Raw genomic sequence first — 21,294 nt, 5'->3', positions numbered from 1 at the left:
CTCGGCCGGTCTGCACGATTTTGCTTGCTGCCCCTCTTTTCATTGCCGAGACACGATGAATACCTCTTCCTTCATTTCCCCAGAAGCCGGCGAACGGCCGCAACCTCTGTCCGGCAACGCGATGCCCCGCTGCGGCGGCATCGCGACGATGATGCGGCTGCCCAACGTCGGCTCGGCCGAAGGCTTCGACGCCTGCTTCGTCGGCGTGCCGTTCGATCTCGGCACCTCGAACCGCACCGGCGCGCGCTTCGGGCCGCGCCAGATCCGCAGCGAATCCGTGCTGCTGCGTCCGTACAACATGGCGACGCGCGCGGCGCCGTTCGATTCGCTGCGCGTGGCCGACCTCGGCGACGTCGCGATCAATCCGTATAACCTGCACGATTCGATCAAGCGCATCGAAACCGCCTACGACGAAATTCTTCAGCACGATTGCAAGCCGATCACGCTGGGCGGCGATCACACCATCGCGTTGCCGATCCTGCGCGCGATTCATCGCAAGCACGGCAAGGTCGGCATGATTCATGTCGACGCGCACGCCGACGTCAACGACACCATGATGGGCGAGAAGATCGCGCACGGCACGCCGTTCCGCCGCGCGGTGGAAGAGGGCTTGCTCGATTGCGACCGTGTCGTGCAGATCGGCCTGCGCGGCACGGGTTACGCAGCGGAAGACTTCGACTGGTGCCGCGATCAGGGTTTTGAAGTCGTGCAGGCCGAGGCATGCTGGAACCAGTCGCTCGTGCCGTTGATGGCGCGCATTCGCGAGCGCATGGGCGACGGTCCGGTGTACATCACGTTCGACATCGACGGGATCGATCCGGCCTTCGCGCCGGGTACGGGCACGCCGGAAATCGCCGGGTTGACGGTGCCGCAGGCGCTGGAAATCATTCGCGGCTCGCGCGGGCTGAATATCGTCGGCTGCGATCTGGTCGAGGTCGCGCCGCCCTACGATCCGTTCGGCACGACCGCGCTGCTCGGCGCGAACCTCGCGTTCGAGTTGCTGTGCGTGCTGCCGGGCGTCGAGTATCGGGCATCCACGCGCTAAAACGATTCGCGCGATAAGAAAAGGCCTGCATTTGCAGGCCTTTTTGCGCTTTATCTGACGCAGACGCTAGCTCATATGAGCCTCACGCATACGCCGTCTTACGCGCCGACACGAACACCAGATAGCACACCGCGCCGATCACCAGCGCGGGCAAGGTCGCGCCGAGATTCGGCAGCCATTGATTGATCACCTGATACGCGACGATGCCGATCGCCCACGCGAGGAACGCGCTCAGATGCCAGCCGCCCGAGAAGCCGTAGCGGCCGCGCACGTCGGCGAGCGCGGCAACTTCGATACGGCGCTTGCGCACGATGAAGTGATCCACCAGCACCACGCCGAACAGCGGCGCGAACACCGAACCGATCAGCAGCAAAAAGTTCTGATACTTCGCCATTGGCACGGCAAGGGCGATCAGCGTGCACAGCGCGCCGAACGCCGCCGACAACATGGGCACGCTGCCGCGCGTCCAGAACGTGCCGGTCGACACCGCGGCCGAGTGGATGTCAGCGAAAGCGTTGTCGACTTCGTCGATCAGGATCAGCAGCAGCGCGAGGCCGCCGCCCGCTTGCGCCAGCGCGCCGGTCAACAGCGTGTCGCCGCCGCCCGCCGCGAGGCCGTAGATCGCACCGAGCGCGTAAAACCAGATGTTGGCGATGCCGTAACCAATCAGCGTGCCGCGGAACGTTTCGCCGGGCTTCCGGCCGAAACGCGTGTAGTCCGCGATCAGCGGCAGCCATGAGAGCGGCATGGCCACCACCAGATCGATCGCGCCGCCAAACGACATCTCACCTGTGCCGGGGCGGCGCATCAGCGCGGCCAGATCGTGCTTGGCGAGCAGATTCCAGGTGAGCCACGCCGCGCCCGCGAGCAGCAACCAGATGCCCCACGTACGCAGAAAGCGCCGCACGAACGAGAGCGGGCCGCTGATCGCGAGCAGCGTCGCGAGCAAGCCGAAGATCACCGTCCAGATGAGCGGCATGGAGAGGCCGAAGGCCTGCTTGGCGAGGGCGTCGGCGGAATCGCGCATCACGATCACCTCGAACGAGCCCCAGCCGACCAGTTGCACCGCGTTCAGCACGGCGGGCACCGACGCGCCGCGCACGCCGAGCGTCGGCCGCAGCGAAGACATGGCCGCGAGCCCCGTATCCGTGCCGATCACGCCGGCCAGCGCCAGCAGCACGACGCCGATCACGCTGCCGATCACGATGGCCAGCAGCGCATGCGGCAGCGACAATCCCGGCACTAGCAGCGCGCCCGCCTGCGCGACCAGCAGGCCGATGCCGAGCGAGAACCAGAGCGCGAAGGCGTCGCCGGTGCGGAACGCGCGGCGCGCGTCGGGCACCGGCGTGAGCGGTGCGTAGGTGGAACCGGCGTCGCCGGCGAGTGGATCTTGTGCCATCTGGTCTTGTCCCTGTTGATAGTGCTTGCCGACTTATTTGCAAACCCGTTTGCCGACTCAGTTGCCAACTCAGTTGCCAATCTAGCTGCGAAGTTGTGTCGACGCTTGTGTCTGCTGTTCTGTCCGCGGTCAGGTCATGCGTTGCCTGCCCTGTCCGCTCGATCTTCCAATTGCTTCAACCGTTGCCGGATTGCGACCGCGCGAGTCGTTCCCGGCGCGCCGCGTGTGTTCGTTCGGGAGCCGGGCGATTCTTGCCCGGGCGCCGTCACTGTCATAATGCAGGACGTTGCCCGCACTTTCGCGTGCTGGCGTGGCTCACCGGCAGTACGCCGCCTTCACACGGACCGCGTCCGGAAAAGCCGAGATTATCCCCAAAACGTCATGTTTGAAGAAACCCGTGCCAATGTTCCGCTCGCCGAACGCCTGCGGCCCCGCAATATCGACGAAGTGATCGGCCAGAAGCATCTGCTCGGCCCGAACAAGCCGCTGCGGGTCGCATTCGAATCCGGCGAAGCCCATTCGATGATCCTCTGGGGCCCGCCCGGCGTCGGCAAAACCACGCTCGCCCGGCTCATGGCCGATGCGTTTCACGCGGAGTTTATCGCGCTGTCCGCCGTGCTCTCGGGAGTGAAGGATATCCGCGAGGCGGTCGAGACCGCGCAGATTCATCGCGCGAACGGGCATCAGACGCTCGTGTTCGTCGACGAAGTGCACCGCTTCAACAAGAGCCAGCAAGACGCGTTCTTGCCGCACGTCGAGTCTGGGTTGTTCGTGTTCGTCGGCGCGACGACCGAGAATCCGTCGTTCGAGGTGAATAGCGCATTGCTTTCGCGTGCCGCCGTCTACGTGCTGAAAAGCCTGACCGACGATGAGCAGCGCGAGTTGCTCGAACGCGCGCAGCTGGAGCTCGGCGGCCTCACGTTCACCGACGAAGCCCGCGACGCGCTGATCGGCTCCGCCGACGGCGACGGCCGCAAGCTCTTGAACAACCTCGAAATCGTCGCGCGGGCGGCCGCGCAGCAAAAGACCACCGAAATCGACGGCGCGTTGCTCGGCAGTGCGCTCGCCGAAAATCTGCGCCGCTTCGACAAAGGCGGCGACGCATTTTACGACCAGATCAGCGCGCTGCATAAATCGGTGCGCGGAAGCAGCCCGGACGGCGCGTTGTACTGGTTCTGCCGCATGCTCGACGGCGGCGCGGACCCGCGTTATCTGGCGCGCCGCATCGTGCGCATGGCGTGGGAAGACATCGGCCTCGCCGATCCGCGCGCCGCGCGCATCGCGCTCGACGCCGCCGAAACCTATGAGCGCCTGGGCACACCCGAGGGTGAACTGGCGTTGGCGCAGGCGATCATCTATCTGGCGGTCGCGCCGAAGTCGAACGCCGGATACAACGCGTATAACGAGGCGCGGCGCTTCGTGAGCAAGGACCAGTCGCGCGGCGTGCCGGTGCATCTGCGCAACGCGCCGACCAAGCTGATGAAGGAACTCGGCTACGGTCACGAGTACCGCTACGCGCACGATGAACCCGATGCCTACGCGGCCGGTGAAACCTACCTGCCGGACAACATGCGCGATCCACACTGGTACGAGCCGACGCCGCGCGGCCTCGAAGGCAAAATCGGCGACAAGATGGCGCGTCTGGCCGAGCTGGATGCGCAGTGGCGCAGCGAGAACAAGCCGAAGAAGGGCTGACGTTTTTTCGAGCGCCTCTCGCGCTCCGGCTCGCTTTGCGCGCGGTTTCGCGCCTCGCTTTGTGCTTCGATGTACGCGTTGTTTCATGCCTCGCCGTGCGCCTCGACCCGCTCCTCGTTCTGCTCCTTAGCGCGCGCCGTGTGGGCATTCCGCACGCGCCGGCCATCTAACGCACCGGCCGCCCGCGCCGGTGCGCTAAAATCCCACCTTCATACAACGAACACCCGCCCCATCCCATGCTCGACACTCAGCTGCTGCGCAAAGACCTCGACGGCGTCGCCAAGCGCCTCGCCGACCGCGGCTATACCCTCGACGTGGCGGCCTTCGCCGCGCTCGAAGCGGAACGCCGCGATACCCAGACCCGTACCGAAGAGATGCAGGCGCGCCGCAACAGCCTGTCGAAGCAGATCGGCGCGATGAAAGGCAAGGGCGAGGACACCTCGGCGGTGATGGCCGAAGTGGGCGGTATCGGCGACGAGATGAAGGCGTCGGCCGCGAAGCTCGACGACATCCAGAAGCGTCTGTCGGAACTGCTCCAGGGCGTGCCGAATCTGCCGCATGAAAGCGTGCCGGTGGGCGAGGACGAAACCGGCAACGTCGAAGTGCGGCGCTGGGGCACGCCGCGCCAGTTCGATTTCGAGGTGAAGGATCACGTCGATGTCGGCACACCGCTCGGGCTCGACTTCGAGACCGGCGCGAAGCTCTCGGGGGCGCGCTTTACGATGTTGCGCGGCCAGATTGCGCGGCTGCATCGCGCGCTCGCGCAGTTCATGATCGACACGCACACGCAGCAGCACGGCTATACGGAGGTCTACACGCCGTACATCGTGAATCCGGAAATTCTGTACGGCACCGGCCAGTTGCCCAAATTTGCCGACGACATGTTCCGCGTCGAAAAGGGCGGCGACGAAAACACGGTCACGCAGTATCTGATCTCCACGTCGGAGATTTCGCTGACGAACACGGTACGCGACAGCATCCTCGAAGCGGACGCGCTGCCGGTCAAGCTGACGGCGCATTCGCCGTGCTTCCGCTCGGAAGCGGGCTCGTATGGCCGCGACACGCGCGGTCTGATTCGCCAGCATCAATTCGACAAGGTCGAGATGGTGCAGATCGTCGCGCCGGAAACGTCGTATGCCGCGCTGGAAGAGATGGTCGGCCATGCTGAGACGATCCTGCAGAAGCTGGAATTGCCATATCGCGTGATCACGCTGTGCACGGGCGACATGGGCTTCTCGGCTGCCAAGACGTACGACCTTGAAGTGTGGGTGCCGGCACAGAATACCTATCGCGAAATCTCGAGCTGCTCGAACACGGAGTCGTTCCAGGCGCGTCGCATGCACGCGCGTTATCGCAATGCGCAGGGCAAGCCGGAGCTGGTGCACACGCTGAACGGCTCGGGCCTGGCCGTCGGCCGCACGCTCGTGGCGGTGCTCGAGAACTTCCAGAACGCCGATGGTTCGGTCACCGTGCCGGTCGCGTTGCGTCCGTATCTGGGCGGCATTGGAAGGCTGGAAGTGGCGGCTGGATAAGCGGTTCCATGAGCAACGGGATCGTAATCGCGTCGATACTGTGCTGATGTTGCATCGAGACATGTACCGCGTACCAGGCGCTTCTGAAGTTTTTTTGGGTCAAGGGGCTTGGCAAACCGAAATAGGCTGTTTTATAATCTTTTTCTCCCAAGCAATCGACCCGCTTGGTACTGATGAGGCGGTAGTCAACGTGATTCAGTAGACCCGGAAAGGTGGCAGAGTGGTCGAATGTACCTGACTCGAAATCAGGCGTACGGTTTTCCCGTACCGTGGGTTCGAATCCCACCCTTTCCGCCAAAATTGTTCAAAGAACCCCGTAAAGTCAATGGCTTTCGGGGTTTTTTGTTTTTCGGTTCACGAATCGACTATCAAAACGGTTTCGCGCATCTTGGGTCGTCGACTGCAGCACGTTAGCCGTTCGCGGATCACTCCGGTTCCTGCTTGGGTCAAGCGTGACGTGATTGCGCATCTTGTTGGCAATCGACTTCCGTGGTTCTTCTCCTGGATGAGAACAGGCATGCGCCCACCCAAAAAAATACGTCGTCGTCGAGTCACCTCCTCCGACCATTCGTACAATTAGAACTGCCCCATCAGTTGAAAACCTACCGAGACCCGAGCCGTTTGAAATCCCGTCGGTTTGTAAATCGGCGTGCCGGCAAAGAGGTCGTACGCGAACCCTCCTACGCGAACCGGCAGATTCCCACGCACTCCGATCACTGCTCCGGCGAGTTGCGTGCCGGCAAGAAAAACCGTGTTGGGACCGAACACGCGCCCGTAGTCGATGCCAGCGTACACAGACTGTCCCGTCTGGCCGAGCGGCAACTGTAATTCATTTCTCCAGTAGAACCCGCGCTCTGCCGCGAGAAGGTTTTCACCATCAAAGCCCCGCACCGTATAGCGACTGCCGATCGTCAGGTCGTCGATGTAGTTGAGGGTGTTGTTGGTGAACTGTCCGTGCAGGGTGGTAACGTACTTCAACGGCTGTGTCGCGATCGCAAACGGCACGGAGAGGTTTGCATCGAGCACTGCCATGTGAAAGCGGTAGGTCGGACCGTTTGCAGTATCGGGAGTCGCGCCGAGCCAGCCGATTCCCTGCCGGTAGGCGAGCGTGCCATCGAACTGCGCAGCGCCGAAATAGTGGCGGTCGGTGAATCCCGCCTCGATGAACGTGTTGTCTCGACGCTGCTGAGGAATCTCAGTGTCTTCAATGAAGCTTGCGCCCCAGCGCTTTGTCAGTTGCGCCTCAACACCAAAGATATCGTCCTGACTACGCCGCAGCACGCGTTGCAGTTTGAGTCCCGCAATCTGCGAGTTGCCGCTAGAAACAAATGTCTGGTTCACTCCGGCGATCTGCTGATAGTACGTGTTGGTGTTGCCGAATAGCGTCGCTGTCCAGTAACCCCAAGGCACCGAATACGAACCGTTCCAGCCGTGCGAGCCCAGGCGCTTGTCGCCGAATTCGAGGTCCTGACTCGCACCGACGTTGAATATGTCGTTCAGCCCTAACGGGTTGTCGATGCCTAGCGCCAGATTCCCCTGCAGTTTTCCCGTCGCGCGTTGGCCGGAGTTGTCGACCGATGCGACGACCGTCCACGGCTTCGTGCGCTTCACAGTAATCACGACATCGCTTTCGCCAGGGGTTTCGGTCGGTACGACCTGCATATCAACGTCCTGACTCGCGACGCGCTTCATCTGCTCAAGCCCCTGTTCAAGATCGCGCAGGTTGAGCAGATCACCGCCGCGTGCCGGAAATGCTGACTTCCAGGTGCCATGCGTTGCGGTATCGGCAAAGCGTAATTTTCGAATGACACCGGGCGCGAGCGAGAGACGTAACGTTCCTTTCGACAAGTCCTGCTCCGGGACAAGGACGCGCGTGGTGATGTAACCCCTGCTGAGGATTACCTGCGACAGGCCCTTGACGATCAGTTCTACCCCCTGTTTGCCGACACATTGTCCGCTGTAATGCTCAAGCCACTCGCGGCCAAATGCAAAGCGGTCCTGCGGAAGCGCCGAGGCGCCTTGCGCACGAACGACATCGGGCAACGTCGCCGGTACATCCAGGACGAATGACCGGATGCGAAAGCATGGCGTCTCAGTTGGGAGATCAGGCCAGCCTTTAACATTGGGTGTGCCTGATCGGACAGCGGGCGCATTGACGGTCTGAGCGCGTTCTTGGGCCTGACGCTGCTGCTCGATGAGTTGCTGTTGCTGTGCCGCGCTGCGTGCGGCGTTTGCGAAATCGGGCGAAGGCGGCGACGTTTGCGCCGAAGCGCCGAAAGCTGCCAGCGTCAGTCCCGCCGACAGTGCTATCGCGACGCGTGAGTGTTGCATTGGTCTTTTTCTCTACGGGTTATTGTTGGTCTGACTGCGTGGTGCTTTTTACGGACCCCGTCTCGTCGCGGTCTCTGCTTCTGACGACGGACATTTAGGTGCGTATTGCGTTTGCACAGGTTCGTCCAGTCCGGTGGCGTTGATGTGGCGAACCTCGATCGAACAGCGATGTGACTTGCGCCCTTCTTCCTGCAAGGCCAAGTACACGTCGTAATCCTGCCCAGCAATCGGCGTGAAGGTCATCGCGTGCGGTTTGCAGGACCAGGAATAGCCGCCGTACTTGCTGCTGCCTACGTCATTGGCTGTGCTCAGCGACAACGTGATCGGCTGCCCGGTCGGAATGACGTATTCCCGGATCATGTCCTTGAAACGCAGCCCCTCGACGCGCATCCATGGTCGGGGACTCTGAGGCATGCCAATCACGACGCTGCGTGACGAGTATTTGTAGCGCGCCCAGAAGCCGTCATCGACGCTGACCCGCTGCGAATCGCTCTCCCACGCATTTGAGTAGCACGCTCCCACCCTGAACGAAGCGGCTTGCAGGTCATTGCCCGATTGGATACGCATGCGAGCTGAAATTCGCGGATCGTAGTCTGGAGTCGCAGTTGTTACGTGATGCGTTGGTGCGCATCCGGCGGTGAGGGCGAAGATGCCGACTAACATCAATGCGCGCATCATCGTGCTTCCTCAATTTTCAGCAGTTGTCCCGATAGCACAGAGAAAGTAAGGTTGAAATCTAAGCCCTTAAACGGCGCGAAAACGACTATCAATTCATTGTCGTTCAAGCCGTTCACCCAGAGGAAACGTCCGCTTACGAGCGATTCCTCGGTCTGGTCTCTATGCCAAAGTCTCTGCCATTCGGGAACCGACGGCGCCCGCGCCGTCCATTCGCGGCCTGAAAGTGCATCGACCCAATTAATTGATGCGCCATCATCAGCGATGTTCAAAGTGCTCATTTCTCACCGAGAATATGTGTTGTTTATCCGGGTTCATTTTGGTAAAGGCTCCTGTGGATGCAATTGCCAGTTGTACATGCCTACTGGCTTCGGCATATTTTTATGGTGTCTCCACCATATGTCATCGCGAATCCGTAGACTTCACGCGATTGCCCGCGAGAGCTATCTACTTCAGAGACGAGACTAATTCTTGCGCGGACGCCGTTCTTGCAAAGGGAGAGGTCGCCGTCTGTCGAAGTTCGTTGCGCCCACCCACGATTCAACAGCGCAAGGCGATACCTTTCCGCGAGATCGCGACTCCATGAGCTTGCATTCACATTTACAAAGTCGACGGCTGTTTGCCCCCCAACGGAACGGTTTAATCCTCCACACACTCCGAACAGACATGTGTTTCCACCCAATGATTGGCCCTTGATAAGATTGTCGGTGGCCTCCGCTTTCTGATCGTCGGTTTTTCCAACGTTATCTGGAATCATGCCGACCACCACCCCTGCTCCTTTCTCACGAGAAGCAGAAACCGAACCACCTGCATAGACATTGCCATCGTGCATATTGATGGTAACGCTGCCACCAAGACCTGCGCCGGCCTGTAGGGTCACGTAGTCAATGGAAGCGGAACGCTGTGCCGCCATCGCGGCCTGTGCCGCATTCTGATCTGCATGCGTATCATCAGCGCTGTAGTGGAACAAGCTGCTTGCCGATGTCTGCCGGACCATTCCTCCATATGACGCCGCCGAGAATGAACTTCCGTTATAGCTGAGCAATTGTTTCTGTTCGTAGATATAACTGGCACCTTCATTTTGCAGCGGGGAGTACTTCGTATAGTCAGCGGTTCCCGGCGCAAATTCGGCTGCGCACTGTACAAGCGCACATCCCGCCGCCTCTAGACGACGTTCCTTGTCCGCGTCGCCATTCGCCAGATTTATGATGATCTGCTTCTCTTCCGGATGCAGCTGTCGGTTGTACATGTCTAGGTCTTAGGTACGGCTCCCTATGCTCTCTATTCGCTCGGATAGTGCCTCGGCAAGGCGATCAAGACTTTCGACATTACCCCACAAGACAACGCGGGTACCGTCCAGATCGACTGTCAACTTGCCACTATGCGCATGTATGTCGTCCGGCAATCGAACGTCTTTGTAGGAGTATGACCGTGCAGCCATGAAGCACACTACAAGGTGTTGCTCGTATGCGCTAAATCTATAAAATGCTCCTCCCGAGCGGAAAGCCGAGTCGCCAAACGATGCGACCGCTCGCGCTTGCGCGATCAATCGGCCGGCGTTTCTATCAACTGCTCGAGAGGCTGCTGGTAGCAGGACAAAGATCAAGAGTACGAGGGCAATCAGCAGTCCGATCACAGCCACCCCTTCTAAGGGGCTAAGAGTTGTCTGGAAGTATGGTTTCATTGTTTCGTCGGGGATTGATACGTTGGATCGACAGAAGCGTTGATGGGCGTACTAAAGCCCGCGCCGATACCAATGGAAACGCCATTGATGTAGCGTGTAGCGTCGTACCACGATTTTTCCTGCCACGCAGTTACATTGCTAGGCGTTACCTGCACGCCAAAGTACTTGCCAATACCTACCCCGATCGACGTCGGACCTGAAAATCGGGGATCGCCCGAAAAGCTGATGTTCGCGCCGAGGTCGCCCAAGCTGCCGAGCGCAATGTCTGGTTTCAGCGAGGCCAAGCCGTCGCTCGGGCTATATGAAAAATTCGGTCCCACTGCGATACCCGGAGAGAGGGGTACCCGACACGGCGAGGGCACCGTTGGTCACCACCTTGCCCGCCGTATTCGACAGATTCCCGGCGAGGGTGAGCGTGCCGGTTCCCGCATGCTGGATCGAACCTGAGTCGTTCGTGACCGATTGGCAGGAGATCGCGAAGTCCGTCGCATTCGATGCGACCGAACCTCCCGTATCATCGATCGTGCCGCCTGCGGAGATGCGCTGGTCGGCCGTGCCGGACTGCGTGATGTGGCCACCCCGGTTGACCAGGTTGCCGCTGCTGGACAACGCGAGCGTATTGCCCTCGATCGTGCCGTTCGAATTGTCGACCGACGCACCGCTCACGATCGTGGCCGCACCGGACAGCACGCCGTTCTGGTTATTGAACGCGCCGGTGCTGCTCGCGTTCAGAGTGCCGCCTGCCGTGATACTGCCCGCGTGATTATCGAGCGTCTGCGCGTGCACCGTCGCATCGCCCAGCGCATTGAACTGCCCCTGGTTCGAGATTGAGCCCGCCGATACATTCTGCGCGCCGTTGCTGCCGACCACGCCACCTGCCGCGCCTGTTGCCGTCGTACCCGTGGCGTTGACGAGCGCACCGCTTGTGGTGACGCGCTGCGTGCCATTGCCAAGCATTGCCACACGGCCTGCGGTGTTGTCTAGCGACACGGCGTTCACGGTTTCGTTTCCGGCAGACTGGATAATGCCTTGCCGGTTGTTCACGGCACCGGCAACGCTGACGTTCTGCGTCGACTGCGAGACGATCTGGCCGCCCTGATTCGACAGCGCGCCCGCCGTAACCGTTTGCGCGCCCGTGGAAGAAAGCACACCGGTGTCGTTCGTGAGCGTGCCCCGTGCGGTGGCCGACAGTGCGCCTCCGGCAATAACACTCGCGCCGAGGAGACCCATGTCGCCATTGCTGGCCAGCAATGTGAGGTTGCCATTTGCTGAGGTCTGGCTGCCGCCCAGGTTCAGTGCTGCCCCGGACAGACTCGCGTTGCCACCTGCCGCCGTGTGCCCGATCGCGGCGAGCGCGCCCGAAGTCGCGACCGTCAGGTCAGCCGCGTTCGCGATCGTGCCGTCGCTATTGATGCCCGCGCCGAGCGTGCCTGTGGAGTTCACGCTACCCGCGCTGACGTTCATGTTCTGCTGCGCGGCGAGGGTGCCGGTATTGGAAAGCGCACCCGACGTGTTGACGGACACCGACTGCTGGGCGTACGTCGTGCCACTGTTCTGGATACTGTTCGCGGTGGCTGCAAGATTGGCGCTCGCCGTGGTCTTGCCGGCAAGCACAAGCTGGCCGTTGGACTGCAGCGTCAGGTCGCCCGCCTGCGCGGCGAGCACTCCCGCATTCGATACGCCTACCCCGAATTCGTTGCTCGCCAGAAATATCCGGTTGGCGTACATACCTCCCAACTGACTGACATCGATGGCAAGCGCCGGAGCGGCTCCATTACCGGCGATGGGTGAGGCGGCCAGCGTGTCGTGATCGACGTGATTCGCGCCGGCCACCACGTTCAGCGTATTGGCATACAGTGCAGCGTTCGCCGCGACGGCTCTGGCGATCAGGTCCACCTGATCCACATTGGTCGCGTTCATGCCCGCGCCCTGAACGGTAATCTGGCCACCCTTCACATCAAAACCAGTCAGACTCCCGTTCGCGCCATAGGTCGGATTGCCGGTGGTGAGAATGGCCCGTGAAGTGTTGATAAAGCCGCCACCATCCAGAATCAGGCCCGCGGAATTCGCTATCACTACTTCTGCGCGACGGCCGGCTACTTCCACATATCCGCGTAACTGGGAGGGATTATTGCTGTTGACCTGATTAACAATAATCGAAGCCGACTGACCCGGCAGGTAATTCGGATTGCCGTTGATATAACCCGCCTGCTGTGTGTTCACAACTGTCGGCGAATTATTAAGTACGATTCCAGGCTTCTGAACGTCGAACTGGCCGTACGTATTAACTGACACGCCAGCGCCGGAAGGCCGGTTCACATTGACCTGCGGGATGCCGCTTTGCGTCTGGATCACAGACGGCGCGTGCGCGCCACCCGGCACGATCTGCGCGTGAGCGGGTGGCGTCGAAATCACGAACGCACCCGCGAGCAGCAGCGAGCCGAATGCGGCGTGGCGCAGCGCGAAGCATGACACTGCCCGGGGCGGTACCTTACCGCCCGACTGCGATTCTCCCAGGTTCGTTTTGCCTTCAGCAGTGGCGGTTTCCGATACCGCCACCAGCATTCCCCGAAGCCGGCTGTATATCAGCCTGTAGGTCTTTTTATTCATTCTGAATAATTGATATTGCGAAACTGTAACAGGATGTAATTTACATCAGAACTTCACTAGAATGCGAACCTGGAATTGTTAAATTGCATCGGGTTCGTTGGAATATTGAAAGATTATTCTTCTTGGACGGGCGAGTGCCGTGGCGAAAGTAACTCAGTCCGTGCCGCTCAGAAAAGCCCGTGGGCTGAGGCGTCCAATTGGTGGAGGGATGCGAAAAGCTGGCTGGCGGCACGGATTCGCTACTCACGACAGCATGTCTCGGAGGCAAGCGTAAGCAACCACGTGCAGCCCGTGACAGCCATCAGAGCGAACGTTCTGTGGGGTTTTTGTTTTGACGCAACGCGACTTCGGACTGTTCGTCGAACAAGGCAGTCACCTCAAACCAGTCACCTGCCAGCCTCAGCGCAATTCCCGCTTGCTGCATCCAAAGAGATCCTCGCTGCGTAAATCCCCTCAAGGACCGCAACCCCCCCCGCACACCTCTTAAATTCACCGCGTGTCCCCAGCTCGAGGAGACGCGTCCATGCCCCATTCCGCACCGACCTCACCACTACCGCGCGGCTCACGGGTCGCGGTCATCGGCGCCGGCATCTCGGGTTTGGCCAGCGCGTATCTGCTGGCGCGCAATCATCGGGTCACGCTGTTCGAATCGGCCGGCTACCTGGGTGGCCACACCAACACAGTGGATGTCACGCTCGACGGCCGCACGCATCCCGTCGACACCGGCTTCCTCGTGTTCAACGACCGCACCTATCCGAACCTGATCGCGCTGTTCGCCGAACTCGGCGTACAGTCGCATCCGAGCGACATGACCTTCTCGGTCTCGCTCGACGAAGGCCGTCTCGAGTGGGCCGGCACAAGCCTGAATACAGTGTTCGCGCAGCGCCGCAACCTGTTTTCACCGACCTTCATCGGCATGCTGCGCGACATCATGCGGTTTAACGGCAGCGCGCAAACCAACCTCGAACTGGCGATCGAAACGCGCGCGTCGATGGGCGAGTTGCTGACGGAAGGCGGCTACGGCGGCGCGTTCCAGCGACAATATTTGCTGCCGATGGCCGCCGCGATCTGGTCGAGTGCTACCGCCGACATCCTCGCGTTCCCGGCCACGACTTTCCTGCGCTTCTGCCTGAACCACGCACTGCTGCAAGTGAATCGCCGGCCGCAGTGGAGGACTGTGGTCGGCGGCGGCCGCGAGTATGTGAAGCGTCTAACCAGCACGCTCGACGACGTCCGCATGAGCACGGCAGTGCGCGGCGTGCGCCGCGACGCCGACGGCGTCGACGTGTTCACTGACCACGGCACCGAGCGCTTCGACGCGCTGGTGCTCGCCACTCACGCGCCGACCACGCTGCGCCTGCTGGAAGACGCCGATCATGACGAGCGCGGCGTGCTGGCCGCCGTGCGCTACCAACCGAACGTCGCGGTGCTGCATACGGATACGAATCTGCTGCCGCGTCGTCAGCGCGTGTGGTCAGCGTGGAATTATCTGGGCAACCGCGGTGTCGACGGCACGCATCCAGTGTGCGTCAGTTATCTGGTCAATCAGTTGCAGCCGCTGCCGTTCAGGACGCCGCTCGTCGTCACGCTCAACCCGGTCGCCCAGCCGGCGCCGGGCACCGAACTACGCCGCTTCGTCTACGACCATCCGCTGTTCGATCTGGCCGCGATCGACGCGCAGCACCGTCTGCCTTCACTGCAAGGCAAGCGCCGCACGTGGTTCGCGGGCGCGTGGACGGGCTACGGTTTTCATGAGGATGGTCTGAAATCGGCGCTGCGCGTCGCCGCCGATTTCGATGCATCGCCGGCATGGGCCAGGCTATGAGCGCGTCGAGCGACAATGCCGGCGCTGATCCAGCAGGCTGGCTGCTGACCGGCAAGGTGATGCACGAACGTCTGCGTCCCAACCATCATCGCTTCACGTATCCCGTGTTTTACGTGCGATGCGACCTGGATCGGCTGGCCTCGCTCGATAGCGGCTGGTTCGGCATCGACCGCTGGCGGCCGCTCAGTCTGTATCGACGCGACCACGGTCCGCGCGACGGCAGCGACCTCGCCACATGGATGCGCGAGCAACTATCAGCCGCGGGCATTGAAGAAGCGAACGGCCGTATCTGGCTGCAGGCTTTTCCGCGCGTGTTCGGCTACGCGTTCAACCCGATCAGTTTCTGGTACTGCCACGACCGCGACGGCCGGTTGCGCGCCCTGCTGGCTGAAGTGCGCAACACCTTCGGCGAGCGCCACAGCTATCTGCTCAGCGCAAACGGCAACGCGGCGATCACCACGAACACGCGGCTCATGTGCCGCAAAGTGCTGCACGTGTCGCCGTTTTGCCGCGTGGAAGGCGGCTACACCTTTCGCGTGAAGGAAGCGCCCGGTAGCGCGTCGGTCTCCATCGACTATCACGACGCCGACGGTCTGCTGATCCGCACCGCACTCGGCGGCCGCCTGACGCCGCTCACGCGCGCGGCCGCGTTCGCCGCGCTGCTGCGTCAGCCGCTCCTGACCGTGGGCGTCGTCGCGAGAATTCACTGGCAGGCTTTGCGCCTTGCCCTCAAGAAAACGCCGTTCCACGGCAGAAACCCCGCGCCGGCCCGCACCGACCACGCGTCCACCCACCACGCCGCAGCCGCCAAACCATCCGCCGCCGCGCGCCCCATTTCGTCCGATTGAGGAGATTCAGTCATGGCGCTTTCAAGAACCCTGAGCGGGCACCAAACCGCCCCCGCGTCAGGCCGTCTGTTTCTGTCCTTGCTCGAGCGGATCCAGGTGGGGCATCTGATCCTCATCACGCCCGATGGTCAGCAGCGCGTGTTCGGCGATCCGCACGCGGCGCCCGGCGCGCGTCTGGAGATGCGTGACTGGCGCGCGTGCGGCGCGATTCTGCGCAAAGGCGATATCGGTTTTGCGGACGCATGGCGCTCTTTCTGGGTCGATACGCCCGATCTGGCCGCGCTGCTGCGCGTCGCGATCCGCAACGAGCGCGCGCTGCAACGCACGGTGTATGGCGGCTGGCTCGCGCAGCTCTGGTACGGACTGCGTCATAAGCTGAGGCCGAACACGCGTTCGGGCAGCCGGCGCAACATTCACGCGCACTACGACATCGGCAACGCGTTTTACGCGCAGTGGCTCGACGCGACTTTCACCTATTCGAGTGCGGTGTTCGACGGCAATTTCCATCAATCGCTCGAGGACGCGCAGCTCGCGAAGTATCAACGCATCATCGATACGCTTGGTTTGCGCGACGGTATGCACATTCTGGAAATCGGCTGCGGGTGGGGCGCTTTTGCGCTGCACGCGGCGCGTCTGGGCATTCAGGTGCATGGCGTGACGATCTCGCCGGCGCAACTCGAATTCGCCCGGCAGCGTGTGAACGAAGCAGGCCTGAGCGAGCGCGTGCAACTCGAACTGCGCGACTATCGCAGCTTGACCGGTCAGTACGATGCCGTCGTATCGATTGAAATGTTCGAGGCCGTCGGCGAAAAATTCTGGCCGACGTACTTTCGGATTCTGCGCGAACGTCTGCGACCGGGTGCTCGCGCGCTAGTGCAAACCATCACGATCGACGACTCGCATTTTGCCGCTTATCGCGCGACGAGCGACTTCATTCGCGAGTTCATTTTTCCTGGTGGCATGTTGCCGAGCCCGCAGCGTTTCGCCGAGGCCGCGCGGCGCGGCAAGCTCACGACGCGCACCTCGCTGGCGTTCGGCCGCGATTACGCGGAGACCTTGCGTCGCTGGCGCGGCGCGTTCGAAGCGCAACTCGATACGATCCGCGTGCAGGGTTTCGATGAGATTTTCGTGCGCACGTGGCGGCTGTATCTGGCGTATTGCGAAGCCGGCTTCGACGAAGGACGCACGGATGTCATGCAGTTCGTGCTTTCGCAAGTGGACTGACGTGCGCGCCTTCGTCGCTCTCGTCCTGGCGTTGTGGGTGAGCGCCGCTTGCGCGGACTGGCGCGGCGACGTCCAGTCCGCACAACTCGTCGGCGAAGGCGATTTCAGTGTGCTGGGCTTCCGGCTCTATCGCGCGCAGATGTGGAGCGAACGCGTGCCGGTCGATTACGACGCCCGCTTCGCGCTGCACATCGTGTACGCCCGCGGCATCAAACGCGAGCGCCTTGCGGACACCGGTATCAGCGAGATCAAGCGTCTGGCGGCCGCGCCGATTCCGGCCGACACGCTGGAACGCTGGCGCGCTGACATGCTGCAGGCCTTCGTGGATGTCGGTCCCGGCGACCAGTTGAGCGCGGTGTATCTGCCGGACAAGGGCGTGCGTTTTTATGCCGGCGAGCGCATGACCGGCGAGTTCGACGATCCCGCCTTCGCGCGCGCATTCTTCGGTATCTGGCTCGATCCGTCCACGCGCGCGCCTAGTTTGCGCAAGCAATTGCTGGGTATGGAGCGGTAGCTACCGCAGGTTGCAGGGGCGCTATTCGTTGACGCCCCGGTTGCTCTGCTTCTCGCAATCGGAGCCGGTGGCGGGCGCTCCTATGGATGCCGCATTGTCACCCGGCGCAGCAGCGGCCTTCGCGCGCTGCCGACGCAATTGATAAACGTTGCCTTGCGCATCGAAAGAGGCGGGCGACGATTGCGTATCACCGCGTGCGGCGCTGCCACGCGAACGCCGCGCTTCATTGTTCGCCTGCGCGTCGATAAACGCACTCGCATCGTCGAGCACCGGCGCAAAGCTGCGCAACGGCCCGGCAAACGCGCCCACCAGCAGCGCATGCCCGACGCGCGGATAGTGCTTCACTTCGACATCCGCGTCGCCCGACGCACGCAGTTTTGCCGCGAGCCGGTCGGTGTTGCCCGGATCGACGGTCGTATCGCGCTGGCCGGCGGCGAGGAACATCGGCGGTTCGTCGCCGATGACAAAGTTGATCGGCTGACTTGCGGCACGCAATGGCCGCGGGAAAATTTCCTCGAGCGTCGCGTCGTGCAAGGGCAGAAAATCATACGGGCCAGCCAGGCCGATCACGCCGCTGATATCGCTTTTGCTCATCTGCTGCGCGGCGAGATAGCGGCCGTCGGTGGCGAGCAGCATCACGATATGCGCGCCCGCCGAGTGTCCCATCAAAAAGATTCGCGACGGGTCGCCGCCGAACTCGGCCGCGTGGTCGCGTGCCCAGCGCACGGCCGCGGCCGCGTCGTCGACGAAACCGGGGAACGCGGTGTCGGGCCACGTCCGATAGTCCGGCAGCACGGCAACGAAGCCGCGCGAGGCCAACGCCGCGCCGACGAACAGATAGTTGCCGCGCGAGCCGTTCTGCCAACTGCCGCCATAGAAGAACACCACCATCGGACGGCCATGCGAAGAACGGGTTGGCGGCGCGTCGGCGGTGGGTACGTAGACGTCGAGTTTCTGGCGCGGCGCGTTGCCGTAAGCCAAGCCGTTTTCGGCGCGGAACTGCTTGTGCGATACGGCGGCATTCAGTACGCCGGCCGCGCTGCAGCCGCCGAGAGCGGCGTGGGCCAGCGTGGCGGTCAGGGTGAGAAGGCGTCGAGGCATGAGAGAGTCGAGTCAGTCCGAAGAGATGCGTTCGAACAATGTACGCGCCAAGCCCACGAGCGGATGCAGGCCTTGCCATGATGCCGCTGGCTCACGCGGCATGAAACGGCGGCCACGGCGAAATGCCGGCCGCTTGCAGCAGCAGAATGAGATTGAGCGCCAGCACGACGACCGTGCCGAGAGTTGCCGCGAAGGTCGTCGCACGACGATTCCGGTAGCGGCCCATCAGGTCGCCGCGCGAGGTGAACCACACGAGCGCGATCATCGGCACGGGCAGGGCGATGCTGAGCACCACCTGGCTCAGCACCAGGGCGCGCGTCGCGTCGACGCCGCAGGCCACTACCGCGAAAGCCGGCGCCATCGTGATCAAGCGCCGGGCCCACACGGGAATATGAAAGCCGACGAAGCCCTGCATGATCATTTGCCCGGCCATCGTGCCGACCACTGAACTCGACACGCCCGATGCGATCAACGCGGCCAGGAAGAGTCCCGCCGCGGCGCCGCCGAGCAGTGGCGTGAGCGTGCGCCACGCGGTCTCGATGCTGGCGATCTCCGGGTGCCCCGCATGAAACGCGCTCGAGGCCATGATCACCATCGCCATGTTGATGAACCCGGCCACGCCGAGCGCGACCACCACTTCGATATTGGAAAAGCGCAGCAGCCTCGCGCGCTCGCCGTCGTTGCGCGGTTTGACGCGATTCTGCGTGAGCCCCGAATGCAGGAACAGCACATGCGGCATTACCGTGGCGCCGATAATGCCCACCGATATCGTCAACGCATTGCTATCCGGCACCCGCGGCGTGAACGTGTGCGCGATCACCGATGGCCAACGCACGGGTGCGATCAGCAACTCGGCGAGATACGACAGTCCGATTACGCCGATCAGCGCCGCGATCGCCAGTTCGAGCGGGCGGAAGCCGCGCTTCTCGAATTGCAGCAAACCGTACGTGACGGCTGCGGTGATCAGCATGCTCGGTATCATCGGCAGATGCGTGAACAACGACACACCGATCGCACCGCCGACGAACTCGGCCAGATCGGTCGCCATCGCCGCGATTTCGCTGATGCCCCACATCGCGAGCATGGATCGGCGCGGCAGCGCTTCGCGGCATAGCTCGGCGAGATTGCGCCCGGTGACGAGACCGAGCTTGGCCGACAGCGACTGGAACAGCATCGCGACGACATTCGCGACCGCCACGACCCATAGCAGCGTATAGCCGTATCCCGCGCCCGCCTGGATGTTGGTGGCGAAGTTGCCCGGGTCCATGTACGCGATCGACGCCACCACTGCCGGCCCGACGAACGGCAGCATCGCGCGCACGCCACGGCGCCGTCCCGCCAGGGTTTCGCGAATGTCGAAACAGGTCTGCTCGGTGAGAGTCTGCGGCACGGTGCCCTGGCTTATCGCTTCGTTCATAGCGGCTCCTGTACGTCGTCAAGCGTTCAACGCAATAGGCACATGACGGCCGGCCAACGGGTCCAGCGCGATCAGCGTCGCGGCGCCCCGTTGCCGGTGCAACTGACACAATCGATAACTCAGCTCACGCGCTCATGTTCAGCGAACCGTTCACGCCGTTCGGGAAGAAGCCGCCTTTGGTCGCCGCCGAACTCGTCAGATAGACGATGTTGAGGACGTTGCTGTAGTTGCGGCTGAATGCGAGCCCATTGCTGTCCAGCGGCACGATGTTGGACGTGCCGGCGGTCGCGCCGGTGATGCCCTGATCGTCGTGGCCGTTATGATCGAGGCTGTTGCGTGCAGCCGAAATCGCGTTGGCGGCGGTGACGAGACTCGTCATGTCAATGCCTTTCGAGTACAGTACCGTGCGCACCAACCCGGCGTGATACGCCTCGGCCGCGAGAATGCCGGCCGCCGCTTCGAGGAACGTCTTGTTGGTGATGAGCGGCGAGGCGCCTTTATAAGCCGTTACGCCGACGTCCTCGAAGATGTAGGCGCCGAGCAGGAAGTTGTTGTCGTTCGCATACGGATTGAACGGGGTGCCGGCAGGCACGAGGCCGGCAGCGCGCGCCGCGTTCGAAAACGCGCCGTTCGGATCCGTGCCGCCGATGTCGATTGCCGGCATGGCAACCGCAGCCGAACCCAACGCGCTGCGCAGGAACGTGACGTGCTCGCGCTCGTCGTTGGCGATCTCGTTGGCGTACGCTTTCACCACCGGATCCTGAAAGGGCACTTGCTGCCCCGGAATCACCGTGCCCATTGTGCCGACGCCGGCCGTCATGCTCGCGGCGAGCCCGGCTCCGGTCGTCGCGTACGTATAGAACTGCGATTCGAGGTACTCCAGATTCAGCGCGAAATTCAGGATTTCGGCGTCGGTCGGCGCGCTCTGGGCCGACACGTTCGAAACCGAGCCGCCCCCGCCGCACGCGCTGATCAGCGTGCCGCCGACAAGTCCCAGACTCAGGCCGCCGGCGTTGCGAAAGAACTGTCTGCGTTGCAGGCGGCGCGTGGCGCGCCGATCGAATGCATCAATAAGGGATGCTGATTTAGTGCTGGACTCCGACATGGCGATGCTCCTCAAATGGTTCGCTGCCGATACCGCGGACTCGCGGCGCACACGCGCGGACAGCCGTTGCTCTCGCGCTGCAAAGACGCAAAATCGCGGACGCAAAGAGGCCTCCGTTCTTCTGAGAAGAACTAAATGATCAAGGGAGAAGAGCGAGTCCTCATTCGCCTTTACGGGGCGAATACTCGGCTAGATGCAAACCTCGAAAAAGATTTCTGTTCGCGTGTGCAGCATGAAGTGCGCGGCATGTGAGGAGCCGGTCGAGCATGCCGCCCGACATCGCCGCGGA

Annotated in this window: 17 protein-coding genes, 1 tRNA gene and 1 pseudogene; 8 read left to right on the top strand and 11 right to left on the bottom strand. The window is 62.2% G+C overall.

Going from position 1 to position 21,294, the window contains the following annotated elements:
* The first annotated feature begins 55 nt into the window (after window positions 1-55).
* The gene (gene speB, locus B0G71_RS15215; RefSeq protein ID WP_116142598.1) at window positions 56-1,045 is read left to right on the top strand and encodes an agmatinase; all 990 of its coding nucleotides are present in this window, start codon (window positions 56-58) and stop codon (window positions 1,043-1,045) included.
* An 82-nt stretch (window positions 1,046-1,127) separates the two neighbouring features.
* Here the strand turns inward: speB and cytX are convergent, their stop codons facing one another.
* Window positions 1,128-2,444, bottom strand: a complete 1,317-nt coding sequence (cytX, locus tag B0G71_RS15210; protein WP_116142597.1) for a putative hydroxymethylpyrimidine transporter CytX — start codon at window positions 2,442-2,444, stop codon at window positions 1,128-1,130.
* Window positions 2,445-2,825: 381 nt separating this feature from the next.
* On the opposite strand from cytX, the gene B0G71_RS15205 reads away from it, so the two are divergent.
* From B0G71_RS15205 to B0G71_RS15190, 3 genes are all read left to right on the top strand, one after another.
* A complete protein-coding gene (locus B0G71_RS15205; RefSeq protein WP_116142596.1) occupies window positions 2,826-4,139 on the top strand; it encodes a replication-associated recombination protein A in 1,314 nt (437 codons plus the stop codon).
* A 236-nt stretch (window positions 4,140-4,375) separates the two neighbouring features.
* Window positions 4,376-5,671, top strand: coding sequence for a serine--tRNA ligase (gene serS / locus B0G71_RS15195; protein WP_116142594.1), 1,296 nt, complete (start codon window positions 4,376-4,378; stop codon window positions 5,669-5,671).
* Window positions 5,672-5,877: 206 nt separating this feature from the next.
* Window positions 5,878-5,968: transfer RNA gene (locus tag B0G71_RS15190), tRNA-Ser, on the top strand.
* Between the two features lie 279 nt (window positions 5,969-6,247).
* Here B0G71_RS15190 and B0G71_RS15185 read toward each other — a convergent pair.
* From B0G71_RS15185 to B0G71_RS41980, 7 genes and pseudogenes are all read right to left on the bottom strand, one after another.
* Window positions 6,248-8,002: a ShlB/FhaC/HecB family hemolysin secretion/activation protein gene (locus B0G71_RS15185; protein WP_116142593.1), complete on the bottom strand. Its 1,755-nt coding sequence runs from the start codon at window positions 8,000-8,002 to the stop codon at window positions 6,248-6,250.
* 48 nt (window positions 8,003-8,050) lie between these two features.
* Window positions 8,051-8,680: a hypothetical protein gene (locus tag B0G71_RS15180; protein WP_116142592.1), complete on the bottom strand. Its 630-nt coding sequence runs from the start codon at window positions 8,678-8,680 to the stop codon at window positions 8,051-8,053.
* Entirely contained in the window at window positions 8,677-8,958 is a 282-nt protein-coding gene (locus tag B0G71_RS15175; RefSeq protein ID WP_116142591.1) for a hypothetical protein, read from the bottom strand. Before B0G71_RS15175 ends, B0G71_RS15180 begins: the two co-directional genes overlap by 4 nt.
* An 80-nt stretch (window positions 8,959-9,038) precedes the next feature.
* Window positions 9,039-9,926, bottom strand: coding sequence for a hypothetical protein (locus tag B0G71_RS15170; protein WP_116142590.1), 888 nt, complete (start codon window positions 9,924-9,926; stop codon window positions 9,039-9,041).
* A 431-nt stretch (window positions 9,927-10,357) separates the two neighbouring features.
* Window positions 10,358-10,645 (bottom strand): hypothetical protein, encoded by a 288-nt coding sequence (locus B0G71_RS15160; RefSeq protein WP_116142588.1) that lies wholly within the window; start codon window positions 10,643-10,645, stop codon window positions 10,358-10,360.
* Window positions 10,646-10,679: 34 nt separating this feature from the next.
* A pseudogene (locus tag B0G71_RS15155) lies at window positions 10,680-12,971 on the bottom strand (filamentous hemagglutinin N-terminal domain-containing protein); the annotation flags it as partial.
* A 301-nt stretch (window positions 12,972-13,272) separates the two neighbouring features.
* On the bottom strand, window positions 13,273-13,395 hold the full coding sequence (locus B0G71_RS41980; RefSeq protein WP_258875607.1) for a hypothetical protein: 123 nt from the start codon (window positions 13,393-13,395) through the stop codon (window positions 13,273-13,275).
* Window positions 13,396-13,494: 99 nt separating this feature from the next.
* Here B0G71_RS41980 and B0G71_RS15150 point away from each other — a divergent pair, with 99 nt between their 5' ends.
* From B0G71_RS15150 to B0G71_RS15135, 4 genes are read left to right on the top strand one after another with little or no spacing between them, the layout of a single operon-like run.
* Window positions 13,495-14,796 carry an NAD(P)/FAD-dependent oxidoreductase gene (locus B0G71_RS15150; RefSeq protein WP_116142587.1) on the top strand — a complete coding sequence of 434 codons (1,302 nt, stop codon included), beginning with the start codon at window positions 13,495-13,497 and terminating at the stop codon, window positions 14,794-14,796.
* Window positions 14,781-15,644 carry a DUF1365 domain-containing protein gene (locus B0G71_RS15145; protein WP_258875606.1) on the top strand — a complete coding sequence of 288 codons (864 nt, stop codon included), beginning with the start codon at window positions 14,781-14,783 and terminating at the stop codon, window positions 15,642-15,644. Before B0G71_RS15150 ends, B0G71_RS15145 begins: the two co-directional genes overlap by 16 nt.
* A gap of 12 nt (window positions 15,645-15,656) precedes the next feature.
* Entirely contained in the window at window positions 15,657-16,868 is a 1,212-nt protein-coding gene (locus B0G71_RS15140) for a cyclopropane-fatty-acyl-phospholipid synthase family protein (RefSeq protein WP_116142586.1), read from the top strand.
* On the top strand, window positions 16,834-17,382 hold the full coding sequence (locus tag B0G71_RS15135) for a chalcone isomerase family protein (protein WP_116142585.1): 549 nt from the start codon (window positions 16,834-16,836) through the stop codon (window positions 17,380-17,382). The genes B0G71_RS15140 and B0G71_RS15135 overlap by 35 nt, the downstream gene beginning before the upstream one ends.
* Before the next feature lie 21 nt (window positions 17,383-17,403).
* On the opposite strand, the gene B0G71_RS15130 is transcribed toward B0G71_RS15135, so the two are convergent.
* The 3 genes from B0G71_RS15130 to B0G71_RS15120 form a co-directional block, all read right to left on the bottom strand.
* The gene (locus B0G71_RS15130; RefSeq protein ID WP_116142584.1) at window positions 17,404-18,483 is read right to left on the bottom strand and encodes an alpha/beta hydrolase; all 1,080 of its coding nucleotides are present in this window, start codon (window positions 18,481-18,483) and stop codon (window positions 17,404-17,406) included.
* Window positions 18,484-18,574: 91 nt separating this feature from the next.
* Window positions 18,575-19,900 carry an Nramp family divalent metal transporter gene (locus B0G71_RS15125; protein ID WP_116142583.1) on the bottom strand — a complete coding sequence of 442 codons (1,326 nt, stop codon included), beginning with the start codon at window positions 19,898-19,900 and terminating at the stop codon, window positions 18,575-18,577.
* Window positions 19,901-20,024: 124 nt separating this feature from the next.
* On the bottom strand, window positions 20,025-21,005 hold the full coding sequence (locus B0G71_RS15120; protein ID WP_116142582.1) for a ferritin-like domain-containing protein: 981 nt from the start codon (window positions 21,003-21,005) through the stop codon (window positions 20,025-20,027).
* Window positions 21,006-21,294: the final 289 nt, after the last annotated feature.

It is taken from the genome of Paraburkholderia sp. BL27I4N3, assembly GCF_003386115.1.
Lineage (GTDB): Bacteria > Pseudomonadota > Gammaproteobacteria > Burkholderiales > Burkholderiaceae > Paraburkholderia.
Note: the sequence above shows the minus strand (reverse complement) of the source record. Positions and strands in the feature narration are given on the sequence as shown.

What these genes read in the sequence shown, in the direction of transcription:
- B0G71_RS15185 (WP_116142593.1), bottom strand. Translation starts at nt 8,002, where the DNA reads ATGCAACACTCACGCGTCGCGATAGCACTGTCGGCGGGACTGACGCTG.
- cytX (WP_116142597.1), bottom strand. Translation starts at nt 2,444, where the DNA reads ATGGCACAAGATCCACTCGCCGGCGACGCCGGTTCCACCTACGCACCG.
- B0G71_RS15145 (WP_258875606.1), top strand. Translation starts at nt 14,781, where the DNA reads ATGGGCCAGGCTATGAGCGCGTCGAGCGACAATGCCGGCGCTGATCCA.
- B0G71_RS15135 (WP_116142585.1), top strand. Translation starts at nt 16,834, where the DNA reads ATGTCATGCAGTTCGTGCTTTCGCAAGTGGACTGACGTGCGCGCCTTC.
- B0G71_RS15205 (WP_116142596.1), top strand. Translation starts at nt 2,826, where the DNA reads ATGTTTGAAGAAACCCGTGCCAATGTTCCGCTCGCCGAACGCCTGCGG.
- serS (WP_116142594.1), top strand. Translation starts at nt 4,376, where the DNA reads ATGCTCGACACTCAGCTGCTGCGCAAAGACCTCGACGGCGTCGCCAAG.
- B0G71_RS15130 (WP_116142584.1), bottom strand. Translation starts at nt 18,483, where the DNA reads ATGCCTCGACGCCTTCTCACCCTGACCGCCACGCTGGCCCACGCCGCT.
- B0G71_RS41980 (WP_258875607.1), bottom strand. Translation starts at nt 13,395, where the DNA reads ATGCAGCAAGCGGGAATTGCGCTGAGGCTGGCAGGTGACTGGTTTGAG.
- B0G71_RS15125 (WP_116142583.1), bottom strand. Translation starts at nt 19,900, where the DNA reads ATGAACGAAGCGATAAGCCAGGGCACCGTGCCGCAGACTCTCACCGAG.
- speB (WP_116142598.1), top strand. Translation starts at nt 56, where the DNA reads ATGAATACCTCTTCCTTCATTTCCCCAGAAGCCGGCGAACGGCCGCAA.
- B0G71_RS15175 (WP_116142591.1), bottom strand. Translation starts at nt 8,958, where the DNA reads ATGAGCACTTTGAACATCGCTGATGATGGCGCATCAATTAATTGGGTC.
- B0G71_RS15180 (WP_116142592.1), bottom strand. Translation starts at nt 8,680, where the DNA reads ATGATGCGCGCATTGATGTTAGTCGGCATCTTCGCCCTCACCGCCGGA.
- B0G71_RS15140 (WP_116142586.1), top strand. Translation starts at nt 15,657, where the DNA reads ATGGCGCTTTCAAGAACCCTGAGCGGGCACCAAACCGCCCCCGCGTCA.
- B0G71_RS15170 (WP_116142590.1), bottom strand. Translation starts at nt 9,926, where the DNA reads ATGTACAACCGACAGCTGCATCCGGAAGAGAAGCAGATCATCATAAAT.
- B0G71_RS15120 (WP_116142582.1), bottom strand. Translation starts at nt 21,005, where the DNA reads ATGTCGGAGTCCAGCACTAAATCAGCATCCCTTATTGATGCATTCGAT.
- B0G71_RS15150 (WP_116142587.1), top strand. Translation starts at nt 13,495, where the DNA reads ATGCCCCATTCCGCACCGACCTCACCACTACCGCGCGGCTCACGGGTC.